The following is a 21,600-nucleotide window of genomic DNA, read 5'->3' on the forward strand; positions in this document are numbered from 1 at the left end:
GCAATGCGAGCATGGACCCATGATGATTCGCGCAGGGGTGCTGGAGGTTGCGTACGACCGCGTCGGTGATCCGTCGGGTCGATCGGTGGTGCTGATGCACGGGTTTCCGTACGACCCGCGCAGTTACGACGACGTCGCCAGGCTGCTCGCTCAGTCCGGCTACGACGTGGTGGTGCCCTACCTGCGCGGTTTCGGACCGACTCGCTTCGTCGACGCCGATACGATGCGCTCGGGTGAGCAGGCTGCGATCGGCCACGATCTTCGCGAGCTGATCCTCGCCCTGGAGCTGAACGACCCCATCGTCGCCGGCTACGACTGGGGTGGCCGAGCGGCGTGCGTCGTCGCCGCGCTGTGGCCGGAATTGGTGTCCGGTCTGGTGAGCGTGTCCGGGTACCTCGTGCAGGACATCGAGGCGGCGGTGACCACGCCCGTGCTGCCGCACCTCGAGAAGCGGTATTGGTATCAGTACTACCTGCACTCCGAGCGCGGCCGGGCCGGGCTCGCGGCCTACCGCGCCGAGATCGCGCAGACTCTGTGGACGGATTGGTCGCCGACATGGCGGTTCGGGGACTCCGAATTCGCGGCCACCGCGCCCTCGTTCGACAACCCCGATTTCGTGGACGTGTCCGTGCATTCCTATCGGCACCGATACGGCATCGAGGCGGGCGACGCCGCTTACGCCGCGACGCAGGAGTTGCTGACACGGCAACCGGCGATCACGGTGCCCACGGTCGTGATCGATCCGACCGAGGACACCGTCGCCTCGTTGTATGGCCGCACAGACCACACGGCGCACTTCAGCGACCTGATCGATGTTCGTCAGGTCGAGTGCGGCCACAACCCGCCCCAGGAGTTGCCGGGGCAGTTCGCCGACGCCGTCATGACGCTCGGCCAGGTGATCCGGGATCGCGAAAGGAACTAGTCGACCGCGAGTTCGCCCAGTTCGTTCCAGTCGGTGCCGTCGACTTCCTGGCTGATGATCTTCGGCGTCTCCACCAGGTACGGCGGAAGATCCTTCTGGGCCTGCTTGAAGTGATCCGAATTCACATGGACGGCACCGGCATCAGGGTCCTTGAACGCCTCCACGAGGACGTACTCGGTGGGGTCGTCGAGGGTGCGCGACCAGAAGTACCAGAGGCATCCTTCCTCGGCCTGGCAGGCCTCGGTGAAGTCGCGCGAGATCTCGGGCCAGTTGTCGGCGTGCTCGGGCTTCACCTTGAACTTGGCGGTGATGAAGATCAACGTTGCTCCCTGTGGTTGTAGTGACGAATCTGGGTTGTACCCGATTTCACGGTACGAGAATCGCGCGGCCGCGAACCCGTCCGTTGTCGAGGTCGTCGATGGCGCTCTGGAAGTCGTCCAGTGCGTACGTCTGCGTGTGCAGGTTGACGGCACCACGGGCGGCGAGGGACATCAAGTCGCACAGGTCGTTGTAGGACCCGACGAGATTGCCGACGATGTTCTTCTCCGCCGACACCAGGTCGATGGTCGGCACGTCGACGTTCTCTCCGTACCCGATGACGTGATAGTCGCCGGCCCGCCTCGTCATGGCCAATCCCTCTGCGGTGGAACCGTTCTCGCCGACGAAGTCGAGTACCACCTCGGCTCCGAAGCCGCCGGTGAGTTCCATGACCTGATCGACCTGACTGCCGTCGGCGACCACCGCATGATCGGCCCCCAAGGTGAGCGCGAGTTTCACGGCGTCGGCATTGCGGTCGATGACGATCAGCTCGGCGGGGGAGAGTGCCTCGAGTACCTGAATGCCGATGTGGCCGAGGCCGCCTGCTCCGATGACGACGCACTTGTCGCGTGGAGTCAGACGCCGGGCCGCCTTCGCAGCCGCGTGATAGGCGGTCAGGCCGGCATCGGCAAGTGCAGCGACTGCGGACGGTTCGAGTGAATCATCGATCTTGACGACGGTTCGCGCATTGGTCCGTAGGTAATCGGCGTATCCACCGTTGGTGTCGATACCCGGGAAATCGCTCGTCTCGCAGTGGACGTCGTCGCCCGAGCGGCACGCCCGGCACAACCCGCACGTGACGAGTGGATGCAGAATCACCTTGTCGCCCTCGCGGACGTTGGTGACGGCCGAGCCGACGGCGTGGACCCACCCGGCGTTCTCGTGGCCGATCGTGTAAGGCAGTGTGACGCCGGATTTCTCGGCCCACTGGCCTTCGAGGATGTGCAGATCGGTACGGCACACGCCGGCACCGCCGATCCTGACGATGACGTCGAGTGGGCCCTGTACTTCTGGAATCGAGACCTCGGTCATCTCCAGATTCTTGTGATATCCGACGACCTGGACGGCGCGCATCGAACTCATGAAACATGCTCCTGTGTAGTGCGGAGGGGGACAGTGAGAGTGGTGAGAGGAACGAACGCGCCCTCCTCGCGAGGGACTTGCTGTTCCTCTGCGCCGGGGTAGCGGGTCTGCAGCAATCCGCGGCAGAAGTGCGCATTACCGTCGATCGAAACGCGGGTGGCGCGGGCGCGTCGCATCACCATCGTCAGGTCGCCGGTATGCGGGCGACCCGCATGATCGACCAGTGCCGGTGCGGCCGGATCGGTCCGCAGGCCGAGAGCCTCGCGTCGGCGAAGCAGCGCGGTCGAGGTGCGATCGTCCGGTAGATCTCCGAGAACCACTGCGGCCAAGTCGTTCTCGGTCGAGTCGGGATTGGCGCGCAACCACGCCATGAGCGACCGTTCCATCGCCGCCACATAGGCCTTGCGACGGAACGTCGCTCGTAGTTCCTCGAGATCCTCCTCGGCCTCGTGTCCGAAGGTGCCGCGGTAGCCGGCGTCGGCGGCGAGGCCGGCATTGATCTTGTCCGAGTCGTGGTGATCGTCGAGTTCGACGAGAACGTGCTCGGTCCACGGCAACGCCGTCAGCACGTCCTTGGAGTCTCCCGCCATCAGATACGCGAAATTCGGTGAGCAGAACGACGTCGGCAGTCGAAGATGAACGTGCACTGCGCCGTCGTCGACGTCGACGGATCGCACGAACCCGAGATCGGTGATGGGCTCGTCCAATTCGGGATCCAGGACGACGCCGAGCGCGGCGTAGGCCTCGTCGTGCCTCGACAGGGTTGCAACGACCGTCATCTCACACCGCCGCAAGGTCGGCGCGTTCGGGCTGACGCGGTCCGGTCTCGGTTTCGTTCGCGTCGGGCAGCTGCAGTTCGGCGGGCACCGGGATGTCGTACAGCTTGGCGGCGTTCAGTCCGAGCACCTTCTTCTTCTGTTCGAGCGTGATCGGCGCGTACTCGTCCAGGGACTCGTGGATCTGGAAGTCGACGAATCCTTCGACCAGCCACTTGGGCGTCCACAGCGCGTAGTCCGAGGAGAAGAAGATGCGGTCCTCGCCGAGCCAGTACAGCAGCTCGCCCATGATCTGACCGAAGTACTTCGGCCGCGTGTGCATGAACGGGATGGCCACCGCGAGGCCGGCGTACACGTTGGGTTCCTGGGTGGCGATCCAGCAGAAGTCCTCCAGGCGCGGCAGTCCGCAGTGTTCGACGACGAAGTTCAGATCGGTGAAGTCGGTGGCCACGTGGTCGACGTCTGCGACGTCGAACGCATCGCGATCGAGCGGACGGATGGTGGGTCCCTTGTGCACGTGGATGTTCTTGATGCCGACCTCGCGGCACACCTCGAGGTAACGCCGGGTCCAGTCGTCGTCGAGCTTGTAGCCGCGAGAATCGCCGTGCCAGTCGGCGGTGTAGAGCTTGACGCCCTTGAGCCCGAAGCGTTCTGCATCGGCACGCAGCTGGTCCAGGCCACGTTCGCCGTTGCGTGGGTCGAAGTGATGGTTGTAGGTCAGCTTGTCCGGGTGAGCTGCAGCGAGCGCCGATGCTTCGTCGGTCTGGCCGAACCCGCGGTGATAGAACTCGCCCAGGTGAGCGGGCTGGAAGATGGCGTGGTCGACGTATCCGATCTCGAACAGGTCGCGCATCAACCGATCGCCGCCTTGGTAAAGGTACTCGTCGTAGGTCCACAGCTCGCTCTCGGGGGAGAGGTTGCGGTGGTAGTCGTAGAAGCAGTCGATGAACTGCTTGCCGTGGATGTTGCGCTGGTTTTCCTGCCGCGCATCCCAGAGCGCGACGTGGGCGTCCACGATGAAGTAGTTCTCGCCGTTCTTGCTGTACATGGCTGACCTCCAGAGACTGTGCGTGACGTCTGTCACAAGCGATCTGTGGATGACGGTAGGCGCGCCGGAGGCTCGACGAAGTGGCGTGATGTCTCAATTCGAGACGCTGGTTTCGGATCCATGGCGACCAGCGAATGTAACCTGAATCACATGGCAGATCCCGAGGGTCTCGTACGGGCCCGCTTGCACTCGGAGCCCCTCACTGCCGTGTCGCATCGGTTGCTCGCTTCGTGGCACCGAAGCCAGGAATTCGGAGTGCCACTCGAAGACGTCGTACCCGCATTTTCGGGCACCTACGACGGCGAATCGCTGTTCTACCGATGTGGGCGCGAGGTGCTCGATGGACTGCGCGACACGTTGGCGAACGAGCCGGTGTCGATGATGCTGACCGACGCCGACGGTCTGGTGCTCGATCGAGTGAGCGCGGACCGCGAGCTGTTGGCCGCGCTCGACCGTGTGCATCTGGCCCCCGGCTTCTCGTACGGCGAGAACCAGGCGGGCACCAACGGTCTCGCCCTCGCGCTCGCCGATCGAATTCCGGCAGTGGTGCGCGCCTCGGAGCACTACTCGCTCTCGCTCACCGGATACACCTGCGCCGCGGCACCGGTGCTGAACCCGATGACGGGCACCGTGGAGGGCTGCGTCAACCTCACCACGTGGTCGGAGTCGTCGACGGATCTGCTGCTGGCCCTTGCTCAGTCGGCGGCAGGGAACACCGCGGCGATGATGCTCGCGCGAGCGCAGGGACAGCACGCGCGTCCGGCTCCACGTGGGACGGTCTTTCGCGTCGAGGCGTCATCGGGTCGGCCGGGTGCGGGCAGCGTCCCGACGCTGTCGACGCGGTGGAATCAGGCTCTCGCTTCCTCCGAAACAGCTCTGAGTCAACATGATTCGGTCCTGTTGGTAGGAGAACCGGGAACCGGACGTGCCACGATTCTGGCCCGAGCGCTGCGTACCATCCGCCCACGGGGTCGAATTCTGAGTGCCGGAGTTCCGGCGGCACGCGACGTCGACGCCTGGCTGGACCTGTGGACTCCCGAGCTGCCCAAGCCGGACACCGCAGTCATCGTCCGCGACGTGGACCGTCTTCCGGCGCGAGGGGCAGACGCGTTGGCGGAACTGATCTCTCGTGTCGGTGACGGCGTGCCCGTCACCCTGACGGCCTCCGATTACGACGCTGTTCCCGCTGCCCTGGCGCAGCTGGTGCGTTCGGTCGTCGAGGTCCCGCCGCTGCGCGATCGGCCCGAGGACATCGCTCCGCTCGCTCGGCATCTGGCATTGCGGGCGCGTGGACGCGAGGTCAGCCTGACCGGGGACGCCGAACGAGCCCTCGTCGGATATTCGTGGCCGGGGAACGTCACCGAGTTGGCGACGGTGATGCACGAGGCGGCGGTCCGCGCCGACGTCGTCGGCGTCAATCACTTGCCGCCCGAGGTGCTTTCGCGGACCACGCAACGTCTGACACGAATCGAGACGTTCGAACGCGACGAGATGATTCGAGTGCTCAGCCGGCCCGGCATCACGATGAATCAGGCGGGCGAGGAACTGGGAATGAGTCGGGCCACGATCTACCGCAAGCGAGACCGCTACGGCATCACGCTGCGTTCCCACACGTAGCTTCGGTGGACCTGCGAGAAAATCTCCGACTTCCGAGCGCGCGCGGCCGCGGGTACATCTAGTGTCGCTGGTATGGCATCTCCGGCAATAGAACTCGAGGTGGGCACGCGCACGGTGCGCATTTCCAACCCCGATCGGGTGTATTTCCCCGAGAGCGGTGCCACGAAGCTGGACCTGGTGAACTACTACCTGAGCGTCGGCGACGGCATCGTCCGCGCGTTGCGGGAACGGCCGTGCATGATGCATCGCTTCCCCAAGGGCCTCGCCGGTGAAAAAGTGCACCAGAAGCGGGTGCCGCACGGAGCCCCGCCGTGGTTGGAGACCGTCGAGGTGACGTTCCCCCGCTACAACCGCACGGCGGACGAGCTGTGCGTGACCGAATTGGCGCACGTGGCGTGGGCGGTGCAGATGTCGACGGTGGAGTTCCATCCGTGGAACTCGCGCCGCGCCGACGTCGAGATGCCCGACGAATGGCGCATCGACCTCGATCCGATGCCCGACTGCCCCTTCGATCGGGTGCAACGCGTCGCCGGTGTCGTGCAGGACGTGCTCGGTGACCTCGGCGCAGTCGGCTGGCCCAAGACCTCGGGCGGTCACGGTCTGCACATCTACGTTCGCATCGACCCCGCGCACGGCTTCAAGGACTTACGAAGGGCTGCACTGGCATTCGCGCGGGAGGTGGAGCGCCGCGCACCCGAGGACGTGACGACGACGTGGTGGCGCAAGGATCGCGACCCGTCGAAGTTGTTCGTCGATTACAACCAGAATGCCCGCGACCACACGATCGCCAGCGCGTATTCGGTGCGGGGAAACCCGAAAGCGACTGTGTCGACACCCATTTCGTGGGCCGAGGTACCCGACGTCGATCCACGCGAGTTCACGATCTTCACCGTGCCGGCCAGATACGCCGAACTGGGCGACCTACATGCGGGTATCGACGACGCGGTGTTCGCAATCGACGAGCTACTCGAATGGGCGGAACGCGACGAGCATCAGGGCCTGACGGAGCCCGAGGAGTAGCCGAACTCGAAGTTATGGACGGAAATCGGCAGAAATCCGTCCATAACTTCGAGTTCGGCAGCCAGGAGTCAGTCGGTGCCGGACTCGATTGCGGCGTGGTCGAGGGCTGCGGAGTCCACCGAGTTCTCGGCGCTGCTGGCGGCGATGGCGTCGGCTCCACCGGGGGCGAGTTCGCCGATCAGGTCGCCCCAGGCGGTCAGCTGATCCTGAGCAGCGTACTGCTCGAGTTTGCTGCGCGAATCCGCGATGTCGAGGTTGCGCATGGTCAACTGGCCGATTCGGTCGCCGGGGAAGAAGGCCTGCCCCTGGCTGCGTTCCATCGACAGTTTCTCGGGGTGGTAGCTGAAGTTGCTGCCCTGGGTGTCGACGATGGTGAAGTCCTGACCGCGGCGCAGGCGAACCGTCACGCTGCCGGTGACGACGTTGCCGACCCAGCGCTGCAGGCCCTCGCGCAGCATGAGTGCCTGCGGATCGAACCAGCGGCCCTCGTAGAGCAGGCGTCCGAGTCGGCGGCCCTCGTTGTGGTACGAGGCGATGGTGTCCTCGTTGTGGACGGCGTTGACCAGCCGCTCGTACGTGATGTGCAGCAGTGCCATGCCCGGGGCCTCGTAGATGCCGCGACTCTTGGCCTCGATGATCCGGTTCTCGATCTGGTCGGACATGCCGAGTCCGTGGCGGCCGCCGATGGCGTTGGCTTCCATCACCAGGTCGACGGCACTGTCGAAGGACTTGCCGTTGATCCGAACGGGACGGCCACGCTCGAAGTCGACGGTGACGTCCTCGGCTGCGATCTCGACCTCGGGATCCCAGAAGCGGACACCCATGATGGGCGAGACGATCTCGAGGGACGTGTCGAGGTATTCGAGACGCTTCGCCTCATGGGTGGCACCCCAGATGTTGGCGTCGGTGGAGTACGCCTTCTCGGCCGAATCACGGTAGGGGAGGGTGCGCTGGGTGAGCCACTGCGACATCTCGTGCCTGCCGCCGAGTTCGGCGACGAATGCCTCGTCGAGCCACGGCTTGTAGATGCGCAACTCGGGGTTGGCGAGCAGGCCGTAACGGTAGAACCGCTCGATGTCGTTGCCCTTGTACGTCGAGCCGTCGCCCCAGATGGAGACGCCGTCCTCCTGCATCGCGCGCACGAGCAGCGTGCCGGTCACCGCGCGGCCGAGGGGAGTGGTGTTGAAGTACGTCTGCAATGACGATCGGATGTGGAACGCGCCGCAGGTCAGTGCCGCGAGGCCTTCCTCGACCAGCGGTTCGCGGCAGTCGATCAGCCGGGCCTGCTCGGCACCGTACGCAAGGCCGCGGGCGGGTACGTCGGACAGATCCGGCTCGTCGTACTGGCCGATGTCGGCGGTGTAGGCAAACGGGATCGCGCCGTGCTCGCGCATCCACGCCACGGCCACCGAGGTGTCGAGACCACCGGAGAATGCAATGCCGATTCGTTCACCGACCGGGAGAGAGTTCAATACCTTCGTCACGGCCCGCAGCTTAGTCGTACGGTCAGCTGGGCCGATCGGCGAGCGACTCCACTGCACCACGGACGGCATCGAGGTGGGCGGTCATGGCGCGGGCTGCTGCGTCGTACTCGCCGGATCGGATACCGGCGACGATGGCGTCGTGCTCGACGTTGGACTGCTGCTGCCGGTGCGCGACGAGGTTCAACGTTTCGGACTGCCGCGTCAAGGCATCTCGGATGTCGACGACGATCGACTCGAACACGCGGTTCCTGCTGGCCCGCGCGATCGCGGTGTGGAACTGCGCGTCCAACAGGACCCAGGCCTCGTGGTCGTCCTCGGAACGCATCTCGTCGGCGAGGCCGGAGAGAACCGCCAACTCGTCGGCGGTACGTCGTTCGGCCGCCCACCCGGCTGCGGGTACCTCGACGTGGGGGCGGGCCTCCATGAGTTCGCGGGCCTCGTAGTTGCCGATGTCGAGGTCGCTACCCACTCGATCGCGGACGACGAAGGTGCCGAGGCCCGTCTTGGTTTCGGTCAGACCGAGCGCGTGGCACGAGCGCAGCGCCTCGCGGATGACGGAACGACTGACGCTGTGTCTGGCGGCCAGCGCCGCCTCGGACGGCAGCTTCTGCCCGACGGGGAGCTTTCCCGACGAGATCGCGGCACGCAGGTCGGCGAAGACTGCCTCGGCGGCACTCATGCGGGCATTGGTGGGCGCACTGACTGCCCAGCTGTCCGACAGGTTCATGCAGTGATCCTATCCCGGGGTTGACCGACGAGGTGTTCTACGCCACACTCTACCTGTCAGACAGCCGGACAGCTGGACATCCCTGAAGGAGCGCACCCACCGTGGCCGATACCCGCATCGAGAAAGACCTTCTCGGCGAACGCGAGATTCCGATGACCGTCTACTGGGGAATCCATACCCTGCGCGCGCTGGAGAACTTTCCCATCACGGGGCGGCCGATCTCCACCAACGCCCACCTCGTCCGCGGGCTCGCAGCCGTGAAGTGGGCGGCCGCGGCGGCCAATCAGGACCTCGGAATACTCGACACCACCCGCGGGGAAGCGATCCGGGCCGCGTGCCAGGAAATTCTCGACGGCCAGTGGCACGAGCAGTTCGTCGTCGACGTCATTCAGGGCGGCGCGGGGACGTCGACCAACATGAACGCCAACGAGGTCATCGCCAATCGTGCCCTGGAAATCCTCGGCCACGCGCACGGTGACTACTCGATGCTGCACCCCAACGAGCATGTGAACGCCTCGCAGTCCACCAACGACGTGTATCCGACGTCGGTGAACATCGCGACCATCTTCGCCGTGCACGAGCTGATCGCATCGATGAAGGTCCTGCGAGATTCGTTCTCCCGCAAAGCAAGCGAGTTCGCCACCGTCGTGAAGATGGGCCGCACCCAGCTGCAGGACGCGGTGCCGATGACACTCGGTCAGGAGTTCGGCACCTACGCGATCATGATCGACGAGGACTGCTCCCGGCTCGAGGAAGCCGCGCTGCTGGTACACGAGATCAACCTCGGGGCCACGGCCATCGGCACCGGGCTCAATGCTCCTGCCGGATACACCGAATCGGCCGTCGCGCACCTGCGCACCATCACCGGCCTGCCGTTGGTCACCGCAACGGACCTGATCGAGGCAACGCAGGACGTCGGTCAGTTCGTGCACCTGTCGGGTGTGCTCAAGCGCGTCGCAGTGAAACTGTCGAAGATCTGCAACGACCTTCGGCTGCTGTCCTCCGGGCCGCGCGCGGGCTTCAACGAGATCAATCTGCCTCCGATGCAGGCGGGTTCGTCGATCATGCCCGGCAAGGTCAACCCCGTCATTCCCGAGGTTCTCAATCAGGTTGCCTACGAGGTGATCGGTCACGACGTCACCATCACGATGGCCGCCGAGGCAGGGCAGTTGCAGCTCAACGCTTTCGAGCCGATCATCGTCAAATCCCTGTCCGACGGTATGGCGCATCTGAGTGCGGCCTGCCGGACCGTCGCGCATCGGTGCGTCGACGGCATCACCGCCAATGTCGATCTACTGCGTGAGCGGGTGGAGAACTCGATCGGTCTGGTCACCGCGCTCAGCCCGTACCTCGGGTACGTGGAATCGACGGCCATTGCGCAGGAAGCGCTGGTCACCGGTCGCAATGTCGTCGACCTGGTGCTCGAGAAGGGCCTGCTGGCGCGAGAAGAGCTGGATCGATTGCTGAGCCCCGAGCATCTCGCGAACCTGCGGGTGGCTCCCACCGAGCATTCCGTTGCTCCCGAGACGTCGACGAGGTAATGCGATGAGCACCGAGAACCCGACCCAGAAGCAGGCCTTCCGCGAAGAGGAGCTGGGGTATCGAAAAGAGCTGGCTCCGCGCCAGATTCAGATGATCGCCATCGGCGGCGCGATCGGCACCGGCCTGTTCATGGGTGCCGGTGGAAGACTGCGCGACGCCGGACCCGCGTTGGTTCTGGTCTACGCACTGTGCGGCTTCTTCGCATTCCTGATCCTGCGCGCACTGGGTGAGCTGGTGATGCACCGCCCGTCGTCCGGATCGTTCGTCTCGTACTCCCGCGAGTTCTTCGGTGAGAAGGTCGCGTTCGCGGCCGGGTGGTTGTACTGGATGAACTGGGCGATGACGGCCGTCGTGGACGTGACGGCAGTGGCGCTGTACATGAACTTCTTCAAGAAGTACTGGGCACCACTGGGCAACGTGGATCAATGGGTGTTCGCGCTGGCCGGCCTGGTGTTGGTTCTCGGTCTGAACCTGGTGTCGGTCAAGGTGTTCGGTGAGCTCGAATTCTGGTTCGCGCTCATCAAGGTCGTGGCCCTGGTGACGTTCCTCGCGATCGGCACGTACTACGTCATCTTCGGTACCCCCATCGACGGGCAGGCTCCGGGTCTGAGCGTCCTCACCGACAACGGCGGTCTCATCCCCAACGGACTGCTTCCGGCGATCGTCGTGATCCAGGGCGTCGTATTCGCCTATGCCTCCATCGAATTGGTCGGTACCGCCGCCGGAGAGACGCAGAACCCCGAGAAGGTCATCCCCAAGGCGATCAACACCGTCATCGTCCGCATCGTCGTCTTCTACGTCGGCTCGGTGCTGCTGCTCTCGCTGTTGCTGCCGTACACCGCGTATCAGGCCGGGGAGAGCCCGTTCGTCACGTTCTTCGGAGCGATCGACGTCGAGGGTGCCGACGCGATCATGAACCTCGTCGTGCTCACCGCAGCGCTGTCGTCTCTCAACGCCGGGCTGTACTCCACCGGTCGCATCCTGCATTCGATGGCGGTCGCCGGTTCGGCACCGAAATTCGCGGCCCGCATGAACAAGCAGGGAGTTCCGTACGGCGGCATCGCATTGACGTCGGTGGTGACGCTGCTCGGGGTCGTCCTCAACGCAGTCGTCCCGGCGCAGGCGTTCGAGATCGTGCTGAACCTTGCTGCGCTCGGCATCATCAGCGCGTGGGCCGTCATCGTGGCGTGCCAGCTGAAGTTCTGGTCTCTGTCCAGGACCGGCGCGGTCACCCGGCCTGCGTTCCGGTTGTTCGGTGCCCCGTACACCGGCTACGCAACGCTAGGCTTTCTGGCGTGTGTACTGGTACTGATGGCCTTCGACAAACCCGTCGGTACGTGGACCGTCGCGTCCATCCTGCTCATCGCGCCGATGCTGATCGCCGGATGGTACATGTGCCGCAACAGAATTCGAGAGGTAGCCGCCCGTAATGACTGAGGAGTGGAGCCTGCCGGAACGACCCGACAGTGCTGAGTTCGTCGTGTTGTTGACCACCGGTGGGACGATCGCCAGTAGTCGCGACGAGCACGGGGTTTCTCGGCCGGTCGCAGGCGTGGGCGTCGACATGGACGGCGTGGTGGTGCGCGAGGTGATGTCGAAGGACAGCTCCGCCCTGGACCTCGCTGATCTCGACGCCATTCGCACTGCCGTGGTCGACGCGTTGGCCGAGGACGGCTGCGCCGGAGTGGTGGTGTTGCACGGCACCGACACCATGGAGGAGTCGGCGTTGTACGTCGACCTGTTCCACGACGACGCGCGTGCGGTGGTGTTCACCGGGGCCCAACGCACCGCCGATCATCCGGACCCGGACGGCCCCGGCAACATCGCCGCAGCGGTGACGGCGGCGCGGTCCGAGCAGGGGGTGCTGATCGCGTTCGGCGGACGAGTACTGCCGGCCCGCGGGGCGATCAAGAAACACACTTCCGAACTCGACGCCTTTCGGTCGGCAGCAGTGCCGAGGCCGGACCCGCTGCGGTGGCAGCCCGTCGCGGGAGTGCGCGTGGACGTCGTGGCCCTGTACCCGGGTGCGGACGGGGTGCAGATCGATGCCTGTCGCGAAGCCGGGGCGTCGGGCATCGTGCTCGAGGCGTTGGGCTCGGGTAACACCAACGCTCTGGTGGTGCACGCGGTGAAAGAGGCCGTTGCTGCTGGGCTGCACGTGGTCGTCACGACGCGGGTGCCGTTCGGTGAGACCTCGCCGACGTACGGCGGCGGAGGCGGCGGCCACGATCTGCTCGACGCCGGTGCGGTGTTCTCCCGCGAACTCCGGGCCGGACAGGCGCGCATCCAGTTGGCGGCGCTGGTCGCCACTGGAGCTACTGACGTGGTCGTCCACAATTCGTTCGCCTAGGCGGGATCCCGCCTACGGAGCCGAACAGTGGACACTCAGCGCACCAAGGAGGCGTGACGTGAGCACGATCGAGATCGAATTCGCTCCACATTGGGTGAACGCGTCGTTGGTGCGCACGCTGGCGCGGCCGTTCGTGACGATCGACGGCGTGGAGCATCGCCAGTCGTGGTCGGAACCGTCGACCTACGAGCTGGCACCGGGTGGCCACGAGCTCACCGCATTCATCCGTTACCGCGGCACGACGTCCGCACTCGGCATCGGACGGCGACGCGTCGAACTCGGTGCAGAACAGCATCTTCGGCTGCGAGCGCGTAACGGGTGGGCGAACCACATGCCGTTCGAGTTACAGCTCCGACTCGCCCCAGGTCTCGACGCGTAGTTCGTCCCCGACCGAGATGGTTCCTTCCTCGATCACCGAGAACTTCGAACCGAAGGCGACGCCCTTCTGCCGAGCCCGGCGGTAGGTGCCGAGAGTGCGCAGGGGTTCGGGTCCGGTGCGAACACCGGTGCTCTGCTCCACCGTGGTGACGGCGCAGCGGATCGCCAGCTTCGTGTACGCCAATCGTGCGTCGCCGATCGAGATGTCGCGCACTTCGTCCTCGACATGAGCGTCCTGCGAGCCGTCGACGACGATGTTGGGCCGAAATCGGTCGATCGGCAGCGGGGCGTCGAGGCGGGAATTGAGCCCGGCCAGCGTGGCGGTCGAGAGGATGTGGACGGCGGCGCTGTCGGCGAAGTGGGCTGAGCCGGGGCGGATTCCGTCGGTGACGCGGCCGTGATCGTGGGGCGCGGCGACGAGGCGGGAGGGCTCGCCGATGACGTCGGTGAGCCAGGCGGCGATGTCGTCGCCCTGGTCGATGCCCCGCAGCGGCGTGCCGAACATCGTGACCTCGCGGCCCGCGGATTCACGATCGACGACGGCGGTGACGCTTCCTGCGTTCTCGTGGCGCAGTGTCAGTGAACCGTCTTCCACCGAGCAGCGAACAACGGCCAGTACGGGATCGGTGCGTTGGCTGCGGAAGGAGCCGTCGGAGTCGACGATCATGAACGCTCGGTCGTGTTCGAGACCGGCTGTACTCACCCGGGCCGAGTCCAGTGCCGTACCGGCACATCCTTTGACGGGGTAGGTCACCAGAGACGACACGCGCACCCGTCGAGGATACTGGGACACATGACTCGTGCTCTGTTGGTAGTCGATGTTCAGAACGATTTCACCGAGGGTGGTGCTCTGGCCGTGGTCGGCGGTGGGGAGGTGGCGCGCAGGATCAGCGCGTACCTCGCCCGGAGCGGCGACGCCTACGACCTCGTGGTGTCCTCACGCGACTGGCACGACGGCGACAGCGACAACGGTGGACATTTCGCCACCGACGCTGCCCCGGATTTCGTCACCACGTGGCCCGTGCACTGCGTCGCGGGAACGGTCGGCGCGGAATATCACCCGGATTACCGAACCGGCAGCGTCGACGTGCATGTCTACAAGGGGCAGGGCAGACCGTCGTACTCGGCGTTCGAAGGCGTCACCGAGGACGGAACATCCCTGTCCGAGATCCTGACCGCCAACGAGGTGACGGCCGTCGACATCGTCGGTCTCGCCACCGATTACTGCGTGCTGGCGTCGGCGAAAGATGCAGTGGCACAGCACCTGGACGTTCGGGTTCTCACCGATCTGGTGGCCGGGGTCGCTCCCGAGACTTCCGCAGCGGCTCTCGACGAACTCCGCGAAGTCGGAGCAGCAGTGGTGTGAAACTGCAGTGGTCTACGAGTCGATCGTGGTGGTGATGGACGTGACCGACGGTGCCGCGGGGGTGCTGCCGAATCCGAACGTCACCGGGGGAGTGACGGGCGTCAGCGAGCCGAGGTCCTCTCCTTGCCAGGATGCGACGACGTCGACGACGCGGTGCTGGTGCCTGGCTCCGTAGTATTCGCGCCTGCCTCCGCCGGCGCTGCCGCGAGTTCGCACTCCGCGCAGTATCACTCGGGCGATGGGGTCGCTGATCGTGCAGAACCACGGTGCGGTGGACACGGCGTCGGGGACGAGGCTCAGGGCGCGGCCGAGAACCGTCGGTCCGGCCACTCGGATGCGTACCGACAGATCCCCGGCGACGACGGACCGCCACCCGTCGGGCTGGTCGGAGAAGGTGACCGGTACCAGCTCGGTGGAATCGAACGAGTATGTCGCCGTGACGAATTCACGTACTGCCTCGTTCGGGGCCACGAGTAGGCGTCGACCGTCCGCGAATTGGACCATCACATCGGTGAATTCGCCGAGGGGCGAGCGCGTCCAGTGTCCGACGACGATGCGCACTCCCGACGTCGTACCTACCCCGTAGATCTCTCCGTGAAACCGTGATCTGGTCATCTTCGTGCACTCTCACCTAGGTAGCACTATGCGGTGCATAGTGGAGGTCATGGCGTCCTCGCAACCCACTGTATTCGTCCTGTTCGGCGCGACCGGAGACCTCGCGAAGCGAATGGTTCTGCCGTCGTTCTACCAACTCCACGTCGAAGGCCTGCTGCCGGAGAAATGGATCCTGATCGGCAACGGTCGTAAGGACTCGTCCGACGACGAGTTCCGCGACCACGTGAAAGATGTGCTCGACGAGTTCGCCGAGAACGTGGCCGACGACGATTGGTCGGCGTTCTCGAAGCGAATCCGTTTCGCGGGCAACGGCTTCACCGTCGACGATCCCGGCAAGCTCCCCGACGTCGTCGCCGACGCCAGGAAAGAGATCGGTGACGACGCACAGCTGGTGCACTACATCGCGCTGCCGCCGAGCACGTTCGTCGACTACACGAAGGCCCTGGGTGCACACGATCTCGCCGAGGGTTCCCGAGTGGTGTACGAGAAGCCGTTCGGCACCTCGCAGCACAACTTCGAGGAACTCGACAAGGCCGTGCACGAGGTCGTGAAGGAGGAACAGGTCTATCGCATCGACCATTTCCTCGGTAAGGAAGCAACGCAGAACCTGCACGTGTTGCGGTTCGCCAACGGCATGATCAGCGGCATCTGGAACTCCGAGCACGTGGAGCATGTGCAGATCGACGTGCCCGAGACACTCGACATCGACGACCGTGCCGAGTTCTACGACGAGACCGGTGCCGTTCTGGACATGCTGGTGACCCACCTGTTCCAGGTGGCCGCCGAGGTGGCCATGGAACCCCCTGCGTCGTTGAAGGCCGAGGATCTGCAGTCGGCTCGCGAAACGGTGATCGGGCAGTTCCGTCCACTCGACACCGACGAGGTGGTTCTGGGGCAGTACGACGGCTACCGCGACGTCGACGGCGTTGCCGAGGATTCGACGGTCGACACGTTCGTGGCCGCGAAGCTGTGGGTGGATACCGATCGCTGGCGCGGGGTGCCGTTCCTGCTTCGTACCGGCAAGATGCTCGGTGCCGGAGCGCAGCGGGTGTCGCTGGTGTTCCGCAAGCCCGCCGACAGTCCACTGTCGACGCTGCCGGAAGACGGCGCGGTGCTCTCGTTCGACCTGTCCGGTGACGGCAGCATCGATATCGCGATGACGGTCAAGGAACCGGGACCGGATTTCGACCTGTCCGTCGGGCATCTGTCGTTGCCGCTGAAATCGGTGCCCGACGCGGAGCCGTTGAGCCCGTATTCCCGGCTGATCCTCGATGTACTGAACGGGGACCGATCGCTGTTCACCAGACCCGACGGCCTGGCCCACGTGTGGGAGGTGGCGGCGCCGCTGTTGAACGATCCGCCCGCGGTGAAGAACTATGCGCCGGGCTCGATGGGACCGACGGAAGCCGACGATCTGGCTGCGCCCTGCGGTTGGTTGATCACCGGGAAAACCGAGGACTGATCACCGGAACGGCGAAGAACCGGGTCGGCTTTCGAGCCCCGAAACAGCCAGTGGGTCCTTTTTGTCCGAAACGATGGAATGGATCGCGTCTGGAACGTTATGTTCCTGTGGCCTGGTCACCCTCCGACTGGGCCACGACGTGTCTTTCGAAAGGCTTACCCATGCTCCTCGATCTCCTCACCGGCCTCCTGCCCATCCTCGGCGGCGGCGAAGACGGTGGCATCACCGGACCCATCACCGGTGGCCTCACCGATGGTCTCGGTGAACTTCTCGACGGACTGCTCGGCGGAAGCACCGGTAGCTTCGGCTCCAGCTAGGCCCCATTCCGCGAAGTCCGACGGCAAGGCCCCGTTCCTCCACCGGCGAGGATGCGGGGCCTTTCCGCGGTCGCGGGAGCTCACGGGCGGCGCGGCATCAGCATCAGGGCCGCCAGGTAGATCAGCACGACTGTGCCACCGCTGAGCACTGCACCGGCGACGGTGGCGACGCGAACGAGGTTGACGTCCCAACCGAAGTAGTCGGCTATACCGCCGCAGACGCCTCCGATCATCTTCTGCGAGTTGGACAGGGTGAATTCTCTGGGGGAATTGCTCTCGAATGTCATGGTGAGAAGTCTGCGTCGCCGACGCCTGTGGGCACATCGGGGCTTTCACCCATATCGACCCGGAGAATCGAACGATCGAGAAAAAAGTCGCCGACCAAGTTCGGTGACTTTTACGACGCAGACACTCGACCTGTTGTCGGCGCGAGGATTACGGTCGGAAGTGTCGGTCGCTTCCGGTCCGTCCCCCTTGCAGACCGGAAGCGTGTCCGATGCGTCCGGTTGCGCTCGGTGTTCACCGAATCGCCATGGACCGGTCACCGATGAGCACTAACTTTCGGCGCATGACCGACTTCGATCTCCGCAACGGCGTGGCTGCACGCAAGAATCTCAGCGACGTGCGGGACATCACGACCGCCGTGGATCTTGCCGATACTTCGGGGTTCGTCGTCGACGACTCCGATGACGACGACCCGGTGCTGCTGACGGTCCCGGGCGGTCACGTCGTCGACACGTGGCGGGAGAACTACCCCTACGACGAGCGTATGACCCGCGCCGAGTACGAACTCGAAAAGCGGCTGCTGCAAATCGAACTGCTCAAGCTGCAGATGTGGTCCAAGGACACCGGACGACGCCACGTCATCATCTTCGAGGGTCGGGACGCCGCCGGTAAGGGCGGCACGATCAAGCGGTTCATGGAGCACCTCAATCCCCGCGGCGCACGCGTCGTCGCGTTGGAGAAGCCGTCGGTGCGGGAGTCGACGGAGTGGTATTTCCAGCGGTACATCGGGCATCTGCCTGCGGCCGGCGAAATTGTGATGTTCGACAGGTCTTGGTACAACCGTGCCGGTGTCGAACGGGTCATGGGGTTCTGCACCGAGGAGCAGCATGCACAGTTCGTTCGGCAGGCACCGCTGTTCGAGCAGATGTTGGTGGACGAGGGCATCAGCTTGACCAAGTTCTGGTTCTCGGTGTCGCAGCACGAGCAGCGCACTCGCTTCGCGATCCGGCAGGTGGATCCGGTACGGCAGTGGAAACTGTCGCCGATGGATCTTGCGTCACTGGACAAGTGGGATGCGTACACCGCTGCGAAGGAAGAGAACTTCCGCGCCACCGATACCGACGTAGCACCGTGGACCGTGGTGAAGAGCAACGACAAGAAGCGCGCGCGGATCAACGCGATGCGGTTCGTACTCAACAAGTTCGACTACGCCAACAAGGACTCCGAGATCGTGGGCGAAACAGACCCGTTGCTCGTCGGTCGCGCGAAAGACGTGCTCGGAGAATAATTCTGGGCTACATACCGGGGTCTGCTCGGTGAACGTCCTGCGTCGCTTCGGTATCCGCGCAGTGAGTTCGTGCCGCGTTGTGCACCGCGACGGTGGTTGCGGTAGGAAAGTGGTAGGCCGTATTACCTACGGCTGTACGAAGAGACGAGCATCAGGAGTTCTCATGGGTTCAGCTGCGCAGTTCATCACCGACATTGCAACCGGAGTCTACGACGGCATCGTCGACGCGATCGTCGAGCAGATCGTCGGCGTGCTGACGTCGGGTAGCGCCGCGTAATTCGTCGGTCTACGAGTCGCGGTCGCTGTCGGGGGCGGCCGCGACTTTCGTCTCCGTGACCGTTTTGTGACAGCTCACCAAGATTTCTGACTTTTCGATGCCAATGCGTGTACGAAACGTTATCCGTTCGGGTAGAAATCTTCATGCAGAGGTAATCGAGTGACGACCGTCACGTTCGATCTGCACATCCCTCGAACAACAAGGAGCCTGTCGCATGTCCGCTGAACTCGGTGACCTCTTGGCAATCTTCATCCAGCTCTTCTCGGGTATCAGTTCTTCCTCCGACTGACATCCCGGCTCCGCGCCGTAGGCCTCGGCCTGGACGGCCGACCGGAGCCGAATCGATGAACAGTAAGGCCCGCGACGCCGCGTCGGCGGCGAATCCCCCTCTCTCGAAGGAGTTTTGATGGAATTTCTCTCGCTGTTGCTGCAGTTGCTCGCTGTCGGCAGCTCCGAAGGAACAGGTTCGGTCGTCAACATCCCCGGCACGCTTCCCAGCTGAAGCGCGACTCCGAAGCCGGGCCCGACTTACCGTCGGGCCCGGTTTTCGTGGTTTCGAAGTGTCATTCGTTCGACCGAAATATGCTCCAGCGGTCGATGATTCGCCGCCGACCGGGTAGACCTGAACCTCATCGTCGATGCGCTCGGTATCGACGGTAGTAGAGGGGGCACCATGCTCGAAGCCGTAGTCGGCTTCATCAACAGTCAACTGTTCTGGTTCAGCTGGTCGACCGGCAGCTACCACCCGATCATCCTGTGAGGTAGTGCCCTGGGGAAGGTGCGGTCGCACCGTCATAGGGTTGGCCGATGCAGACGGTTCCGATTCAGATGCCCGACGGTTCGACGGTGCCGGTGACGCTGTTTCCGAGTGAGGGCCGAGACGATGCGCCCGTCATCGTCGTTCTCCCGGGTCTCGGCATCCCCGGCGGCTACTACCGGCTGTTCGCCGAAGCGCTCGTCGCCCGCGGATTCCATGCTGCGATCGGCGATCTTCGGGGCCAGGGGGACAGTAAGCCGAAGCCGAGTTCGTCGAGCAGGTACGGATATCAGGAACTGGTCTCGGTCGACTTTCCGGCGATCTTCGAGGTGGTGCGCGAGCAGTTTCCCGCCGCAACCCCGTATCTGCTGGGCCACAGTATGGGCGGACAACTGGGCGCGATGTACGCCGCCCGAATTCGAGGCAGGCTCGGTGGCTTGATCCTGGTGGCATCCGGGTCGCCGTACCACCGCGGTTTCGGCACCACTCGCGGGGTCCCGCTGTACTTCGGCGCGGCGGCGATGGCGATCACCAGCAACATCGCCGGATTCTGGCCGGGGGACCGCATCGGGGTCGGCGGATTCGGTCGTCAATCACGAGTGTTGATCGACGACTGGTCCAGGTTCGCCCGAACGGGCTCGATCGAGCCGGCCGGTGCCGACATCGACTACGAGGAACGGATGGGCCGGCTGACCCTACCGGTGCTGGCAGTGACCATCGAGGGCGACGATCTGGCACCCAAGGGTTCGATGGAGAATCTGACGGCCAAGCTTGCCAACGCCGACATCACCACCGAACACATCGACGAGCCGCTGGGCCACAACGGGTGGATCCGCAATCCCACAGCGGTGGCCGACCTGGTCGAGCGGTGGATGCACCGCTGACACAACCCCGTGCCGAACGATACGGTCGTTTGGATTAATTCATGCGATAAGTTCCAACTCCGCGCCCGTTCTGGTGTACAACGCTAGTGACTCAACTTCTGTTCTGCCGAAGATAGCGAGCACGTGTATGAACGGCCTGGGGGCTACAGCTCGTCGGATCGGTAGGGGTGTGCTCGTGGCCGCGTGTATCGCTGCGTCGGCCTCGCAGGGCACGGCCCTCGCCGCGCCCGACGCGTCGACGTCGTACGTGGTGCGAACGGAGGAGACCGACGCCGTCGCCATGACGGCGTTCGTGCATTCGGCCGCGATGGAGCGGACCATCCCGCTGAAGATTCTCCGCTCTCCGGACCGTGCGAAACCGAGCCCCACCGTGTACCTGCTCAACGGCGCGGGCGGTGGGGTGGACGGTATGGACTGGTACACCCAGACCGATGTCGTGTCGTTCTTCGCGGACAAGAACGTCAATGTGGTCACACCCGTCGGCGGGGCCTATTCCTACTACACGGACTGGCAGCACGACGATCGCGTGCTCGGCCGCAACAAGTGGGAGACCTTCCTGACCCGCGAACTGCCGCCACTCGTCGACCAGCTGCTGAAGACCAACGGCCGCAACGTCATTGCCGGGATCTCGATGGCTGCGACGTCGGTGCTCAATCTGGCGGCGCACAACCCCGGTCTCTTCCGGGCGGTCGGCTCCTACAGCGGCTGCGCCTCGACCACCGATCCGTTGGGCCGCGCGTACGTCAAGACCGTCGTATCGATGGCGCTCGGAACCGACGTGAAGAACATGTGGGGCCCGGACGGCGACCCCGACTGGGTGCACAACGACGCTGTCGTCAACGCCGACAAATTGCGCGGCACCGCGCTGTACATCTCCAACGGCAGTGGCCTGGCGGGGGCATCGGACACCTTCGACGGAACCAACCCCAACGGCCCCGGTTTCGTGCTGCTGAACCAGATGGTGGTGGGCGGCGCCATCGAGGTCGCCACCGGCGACTGCACCCGTCGACTGAAGAGCGCGCTCGAAAAGCTGGACATCCCAGCCCATTTCGAGCTACGGGAACGCGGGACGCACTCCTGGGGATACTGGCAGGACGATCTCCACAATTCCTGGCCGATGTTCGAGCAGGCTCTGGCCGACTGA

22 protein-coding genes are annotated in these 21,600 nt (G+C 64.5%); 13 read left to right on the forward strand and 9 right to left on the reverse strand.

What is annotated here, in order from left to right; all coding sequences use genetic code 11:
• The first annotated feature begins 19 nt into the window (after window positions 1-19).
• Window positions 20-922, forward strand: coding sequence for an alpha/beta fold hydrolase (locus CH262_RS06670; protein ID WP_094717249.1), 903 nt, complete (start codon window positions 20-22; stop codon window positions 920-922).
• Here CH262_RS06670 and CH262_RS06675 read toward each other — a convergent pair.
• The 4 genes from CH262_RS06675 to CH262_RS06690 are packed head-to-tail and all read right to left on the reverse strand — an operon-like array spanning window position 919 to window position 4,147.
• On the reverse strand, window positions 919-1,242 hold the full coding sequence (locus CH262_RS06675) for a putative quinol monooxygenase (RefSeq protein ID WP_094717250.1): 324 nt from the start codon (window positions 1,240-1,242) through the stop codon (window positions 919-921). The genes CH262_RS06670 and CH262_RS06675 overlap by 4 nt on opposite strands.
• 46 nt (window positions 1,243-1,288) lie before the next feature.
• The gene (locus CH262_RS06680; RefSeq protein WP_094717380.1) at window positions 1,289-2,314 is read right to left on the reverse strand and encodes an NAD(P)-dependent alcohol dehydrogenase; all 1,026 of its coding nucleotides are present in this window, start codon (window positions 2,312-2,314) and stop codon (window positions 1,289-1,291) included.
• A 5-nt stretch (window positions 2,315-2,319) separates the two neighbouring features.
• Window positions 2,320-3,102, reverse strand: a complete 783-nt coding sequence (locus CH262_RS06685) for an iron-sulfur cluster assembly protein (protein ID WP_094717251.1) — start codon at window positions 3,100-3,102, stop codon at window positions 2,320-2,322.
• 1 nt (window position 3,103) lies between these two features.
• Window positions 3,104-4,147, reverse strand: a complete 1,044-nt coding sequence (locus CH262_RS06690; protein ID WP_032386152.1) for an amidohydrolase family protein — start codon at window positions 4,145-4,147, stop codon at window positions 3,104-3,106.
• A gap of 150 nt (window positions 4,148-4,297) precedes the next feature.
• Between CH262_RS06690 and CH262_RS06695 the strand changes: the two genes are divergently transcribed.
• Together CH262_RS06695 and ligD are read left to right on the forward strand one after the other, a co-directional pair.
• Window positions 4,298-5,764 carry a helix-turn-helix domain-containing protein gene (locus CH262_RS06695; protein WP_094717381.1) on the forward strand — a complete coding sequence of 489 codons (1,467 nt, stop codon included), beginning with the start codon at window positions 4,298-4,300 and terminating at the stop codon, window positions 5,762-5,764.
• Window positions 5,765-5,836: 72 nt separating this feature from the next.
• Window positions 5,837-6,784, forward strand: a complete 948-nt coding sequence (gene ligD / locus CH262_RS06700; RefSeq protein WP_094665594.1) for a non-homologous end-joining DNA ligase — start codon at window positions 5,837-5,839, stop codon at window positions 6,782-6,784.
• A 68-nt stretch (window positions 6,785-6,852) separates the two neighbouring features.
• Here the strand turns inward: ligD and argG are convergent, their stop codons facing one another.
• Together argG and CH262_RS06710 are read right to left on the reverse strand one after the other, a co-directional pair.
• Window positions 6,853-8,268, reverse strand: coding sequence for an argininosuccinate synthase (gene argG, locus CH262_RS06705; protein WP_032373710.1), 1,416 nt, complete (start codon window positions 8,266-8,268; stop codon window positions 6,853-6,855).
• 22 nt (window positions 8,269-8,290) lie between these two features.
• On the reverse strand, window positions 8,291-8,995 hold the full coding sequence (locus CH262_RS06710) for a FadR/GntR family transcriptional regulator (RefSeq protein WP_032390646.1): 705 nt from the start codon (window positions 8,993-8,995) through the stop codon (window positions 8,291-8,293).
• Window positions 8,996-9,096: 101 nt separating this feature from the next.
• Between CH262_RS06710 and aspA the strand changes: the two genes are divergently transcribed.
• Genes aspA through CH262_RS06730 form a run of 4 tightly spaced genes read left to right on the forward strand, consistent with a single transcriptional unit; the run spans window position 9,097 to window position 13,266 of the window.
• Window positions 9,097-10,536, forward strand: coding sequence for an aspartate ammonia-lyase (gene aspA / locus CH262_RS06715; RefSeq protein WP_094717252.1), 1,440 nt, complete (start codon window positions 9,097-9,099; stop codon window positions 10,534-10,536).
• A 4-nt stretch (window positions 10,537-10,540) separates the two neighbouring features.
• Window positions 10,541-11,974, forward strand: a complete 1,434-nt coding sequence (locus CH262_RS06720) for an amino acid permease (RefSeq protein WP_094717253.1) — start codon at window positions 10,541-10,543, stop codon at window positions 11,972-11,974.
• Complete coding sequence (locus CH262_RS06725) at window positions 11,967-12,887, forward strand: asparaginase (RefSeq protein WP_048316342.1); 921 nt, start codon at window positions 11,967-11,969, stop codon at window positions 12,885-12,887. Before CH262_RS06720 ends, CH262_RS06725 begins: the two co-directional genes overlap by 8 nt.
• Window positions 12,888-12,945: 58 nt before the next feature.
• The gene (locus CH262_RS06730) at window positions 12,946-13,266 is read left to right on the forward strand and encodes a hypothetical protein (protein ID WP_027498433.1); all 321 of its coding nucleotides are present in this window, start codon (window positions 12,946-12,948) and stop codon (window positions 13,264-13,266) included.
• On the opposite strand, the gene CH262_RS06735 is transcribed toward CH262_RS06730, so the two are convergent.
• Window positions 13,231-14,037 carry an MOSC domain-containing protein gene (locus CH262_RS06735; RefSeq protein ID WP_094717382.1) on the reverse strand — a complete coding sequence of 269 codons (807 nt, stop codon included), beginning with the start codon at window positions 14,035-14,037 and terminating at the stop codon, window positions 13,231-13,233. The genes CH262_RS06730 and CH262_RS06735 overlap by 36 nt on opposite strands.
• Before the next feature lie 21 nt (window positions 14,038-14,058).
• Between CH262_RS06735 and CH262_RS06740 the strand changes: the two genes are divergently transcribed.
• Window positions 14,059-14,631: an isochorismatase family protein gene (locus CH262_RS06740; protein ID WP_094717254.1), complete on the forward strand. Its 573-nt coding sequence runs from the start codon at window positions 14,059-14,061 to the stop codon at window positions 14,629-14,631.
• A 12-nt stretch (window positions 14,632-14,643) separates the two neighbouring features.
• On the opposite strand, the gene CH262_RS06745 is transcribed toward CH262_RS06740, so the two are convergent.
• Window positions 14,644-15,246 carry a hypothetical protein gene (locus CH262_RS06745; protein WP_032381215.1) on the reverse strand — a complete coding sequence of 201 codons (603 nt, stop codon included), beginning with the start codon at window positions 15,244-15,246 and terminating at the stop codon, window positions 14,644-14,646.
• A 49-nt stretch (window positions 15,247-15,295) separates the two neighbouring features.
• Between CH262_RS06745 and CH262_RS06750 the strand changes: the two genes are divergently transcribed.
• Window positions 15,296-16,708: a glucose-6-phosphate dehydrogenase gene (locus tag CH262_RS06750; protein ID WP_027498429.1), complete on the forward strand. Its 1,413-nt coding sequence runs from the start codon at window positions 15,296-15,298 to the stop codon at window positions 16,706-16,708.
• 161 nt (window positions 16,709-16,869) lie between these two features.
• Window positions 16,870-17,025, forward strand: a complete 156-nt coding sequence (locus CH262_RS27495) for a hypothetical protein (protein WP_155288427.1) — start codon at window positions 16,870-16,872, stop codon at window positions 17,023-17,025.
• 80 nt (window positions 17,026-17,105) lie between these two features.
• On the opposite strand, the gene CH262_RS06755 is transcribed toward CH262_RS27495, so the two are convergent.
• Window positions 17,106-17,312 carry a PspC domain-containing protein gene (locus CH262_RS06755; RefSeq protein ID WP_027498428.1) on the reverse strand — a complete coding sequence of 69 codons (207 nt, stop codon included), beginning with the start codon at window positions 17,310-17,312 and terminating at the stop codon, window positions 17,106-17,108.
• Between the two features lie 281 nt (window positions 17,313-17,593).
• On the opposite strand from CH262_RS06755, the gene ppk2 reads away from it, so the two are divergent.
• The 3 genes from ppk2 to CH262_RS06770 all read left to right on the forward strand — a co-directional run bounded on the left by ppk2 (window position 17,594) and on the right by CH262_RS06770 (window position 21,600).
• Entirely contained in the window at window positions 17,594-18,538 is a 945-nt protein-coding gene (ppk2, locus tag CH262_RS06760; RefSeq protein ID WP_045840630.1) for a polyphosphate kinase 2, read from the forward strand.
• 1,084 nt (window positions 18,539-19,622) lie between these two features.
• Window positions 19,623-20,456, forward strand: a complete 834-nt coding sequence (locus tag CH262_RS06765; protein ID WP_027498426.1) for an alpha/beta hydrolase family protein — start codon at window positions 19,623-19,625, stop codon at window positions 20,454-20,456.
• A 127-nt stretch (window positions 20,457-20,583) separates the two neighbouring features.
• Complete coding sequence (locus CH262_RS06770) at window positions 20,584-21,600, forward strand: alpha/beta hydrolase (protein WP_094717255.1); 1,017 nt, start codon at window positions 20,584-20,586, stop codon at window positions 21,598-21,600.

Source organism: Rhodococcus sp. 05-2255-1e (assembly GCF_002259025.1).
GTDB lineage: Bacteria > Actinomycetota > Actinomycetes > Mycobacteriales > Mycobacteriaceae > Rhodococcoides > Rhodococcoides fascians.

Bases quoted from the DNA above. Each gene is read 5' to 3' on its own strand.
- CH262_RS06725 (WP_048316342.1), top strand. From the start codon at position 11,967: ATGACTGAGGAGTGGAGCCTGCCGGAACGACCCGACAGTGCTGAGTTC.
- CH262_RS06755 (WP_027498428.1), bottom strand. From the start codon at position 17,312: ATGACATTCGAGAGCAATTCCCCCAGAGAATTCACCCTGTCCAACTCG.
- CH262_RS06745 (WP_032381215.1), bottom strand. From the start codon at position 15,246: ATGACCAGATCACGGTTTCACGGAGAGATCTACGGGGTAGGTACGACG.
- CH262_RS06765 (WP_027498426.1), top strand. From the start codon at position 19,623: ATGCAGACGGTTCCGATTCAGATGCCCGACGGTTCGACGGTGCCGGTG.
- CH262_RS06690 (WP_032386152.1), bottom strand. From the start codon at position 4,147: ATGTACAGCAAGAACGGCGAGAACTACTTCATCGTGGACGCCCACGTC.
- ligD (WP_094665594.1), top strand. From the start codon at position 5,837: ATGGCATCTCCGGCAATAGAACTCGAGGTGGGCACGCGCACGGTGCGC.
- CH262_RS06695 (WP_094717381.1), top strand. From the start codon at position 4,298: ATGGCAGATCCCGAGGGTCTCGTACGGGCCCGCTTGCACTCGGAGCCC.
- CH262_RS06740 (WP_094717254.1), top strand. From the start codon at position 14,059: ATGACTCGTGCTCTGTTGGTAGTCGATGTTCAGAACGATTTCACCGAG.
- CH262_RS06680 (WP_094717380.1), bottom strand. From the start codon at position 2,314: ATGCGCGCCGTCCAGGTCGTCGGATATCACAAGAATCTGGAGATGACC.
- CH262_RS06720 (WP_094717253.1), top strand. From the start codon at position 10,541: ATGAGCACCGAGAACCCGACCCAGAAGCAGGCCTTCCGCGAAGAGGAG.
- CH262_RS27495 (WP_155288427.1), top strand. From the start codon at position 16,870: ATGCTCCTCGATCTCCTCACCGGCCTCCTGCCCATCCTCGGCGGCGGC.
- CH262_RS06710 (WP_032390646.1), bottom strand. From the start codon at position 8,995: ATGAACCTGTCGGACAGCTGGGCAGTCAGTGCGCCCACCAATGCCCGC.
- CH262_RS06670 (WP_094717249.1), top strand. From the start codon at position 20: ATGATGATTCGCGCAGGGGTGCTGGAGGTTGCGTACGACCGCGTCGGT.
- CH262_RS06685 (WP_094717251.1), bottom strand. From the start codon at position 3,102: ATGACGGTCGTTGCAACCCTGTCGAGGCACGACGAGGCCTACGCCGCG.
- ppk2 (WP_045840630.1), top strand. From the start codon at position 17,594: ATGACCGACTTCGATCTCCGCAACGGCGTGGCTGCACGCAAGAATCTC.
- CH262_RS06770 (WP_094717255.1), top strand. From the start codon at position 20,584: ATGAACGGCCTGGGGGCTACAGCTCGTCGGATCGGTAGGGGTGTGCTC.
- CH262_RS06750 (WP_027498429.1), top strand. From the start codon at position 15,296: ATGGCGTCCTCGCAACCCACTGTATTCGTCCTGTTCGGCGCGACCGGA.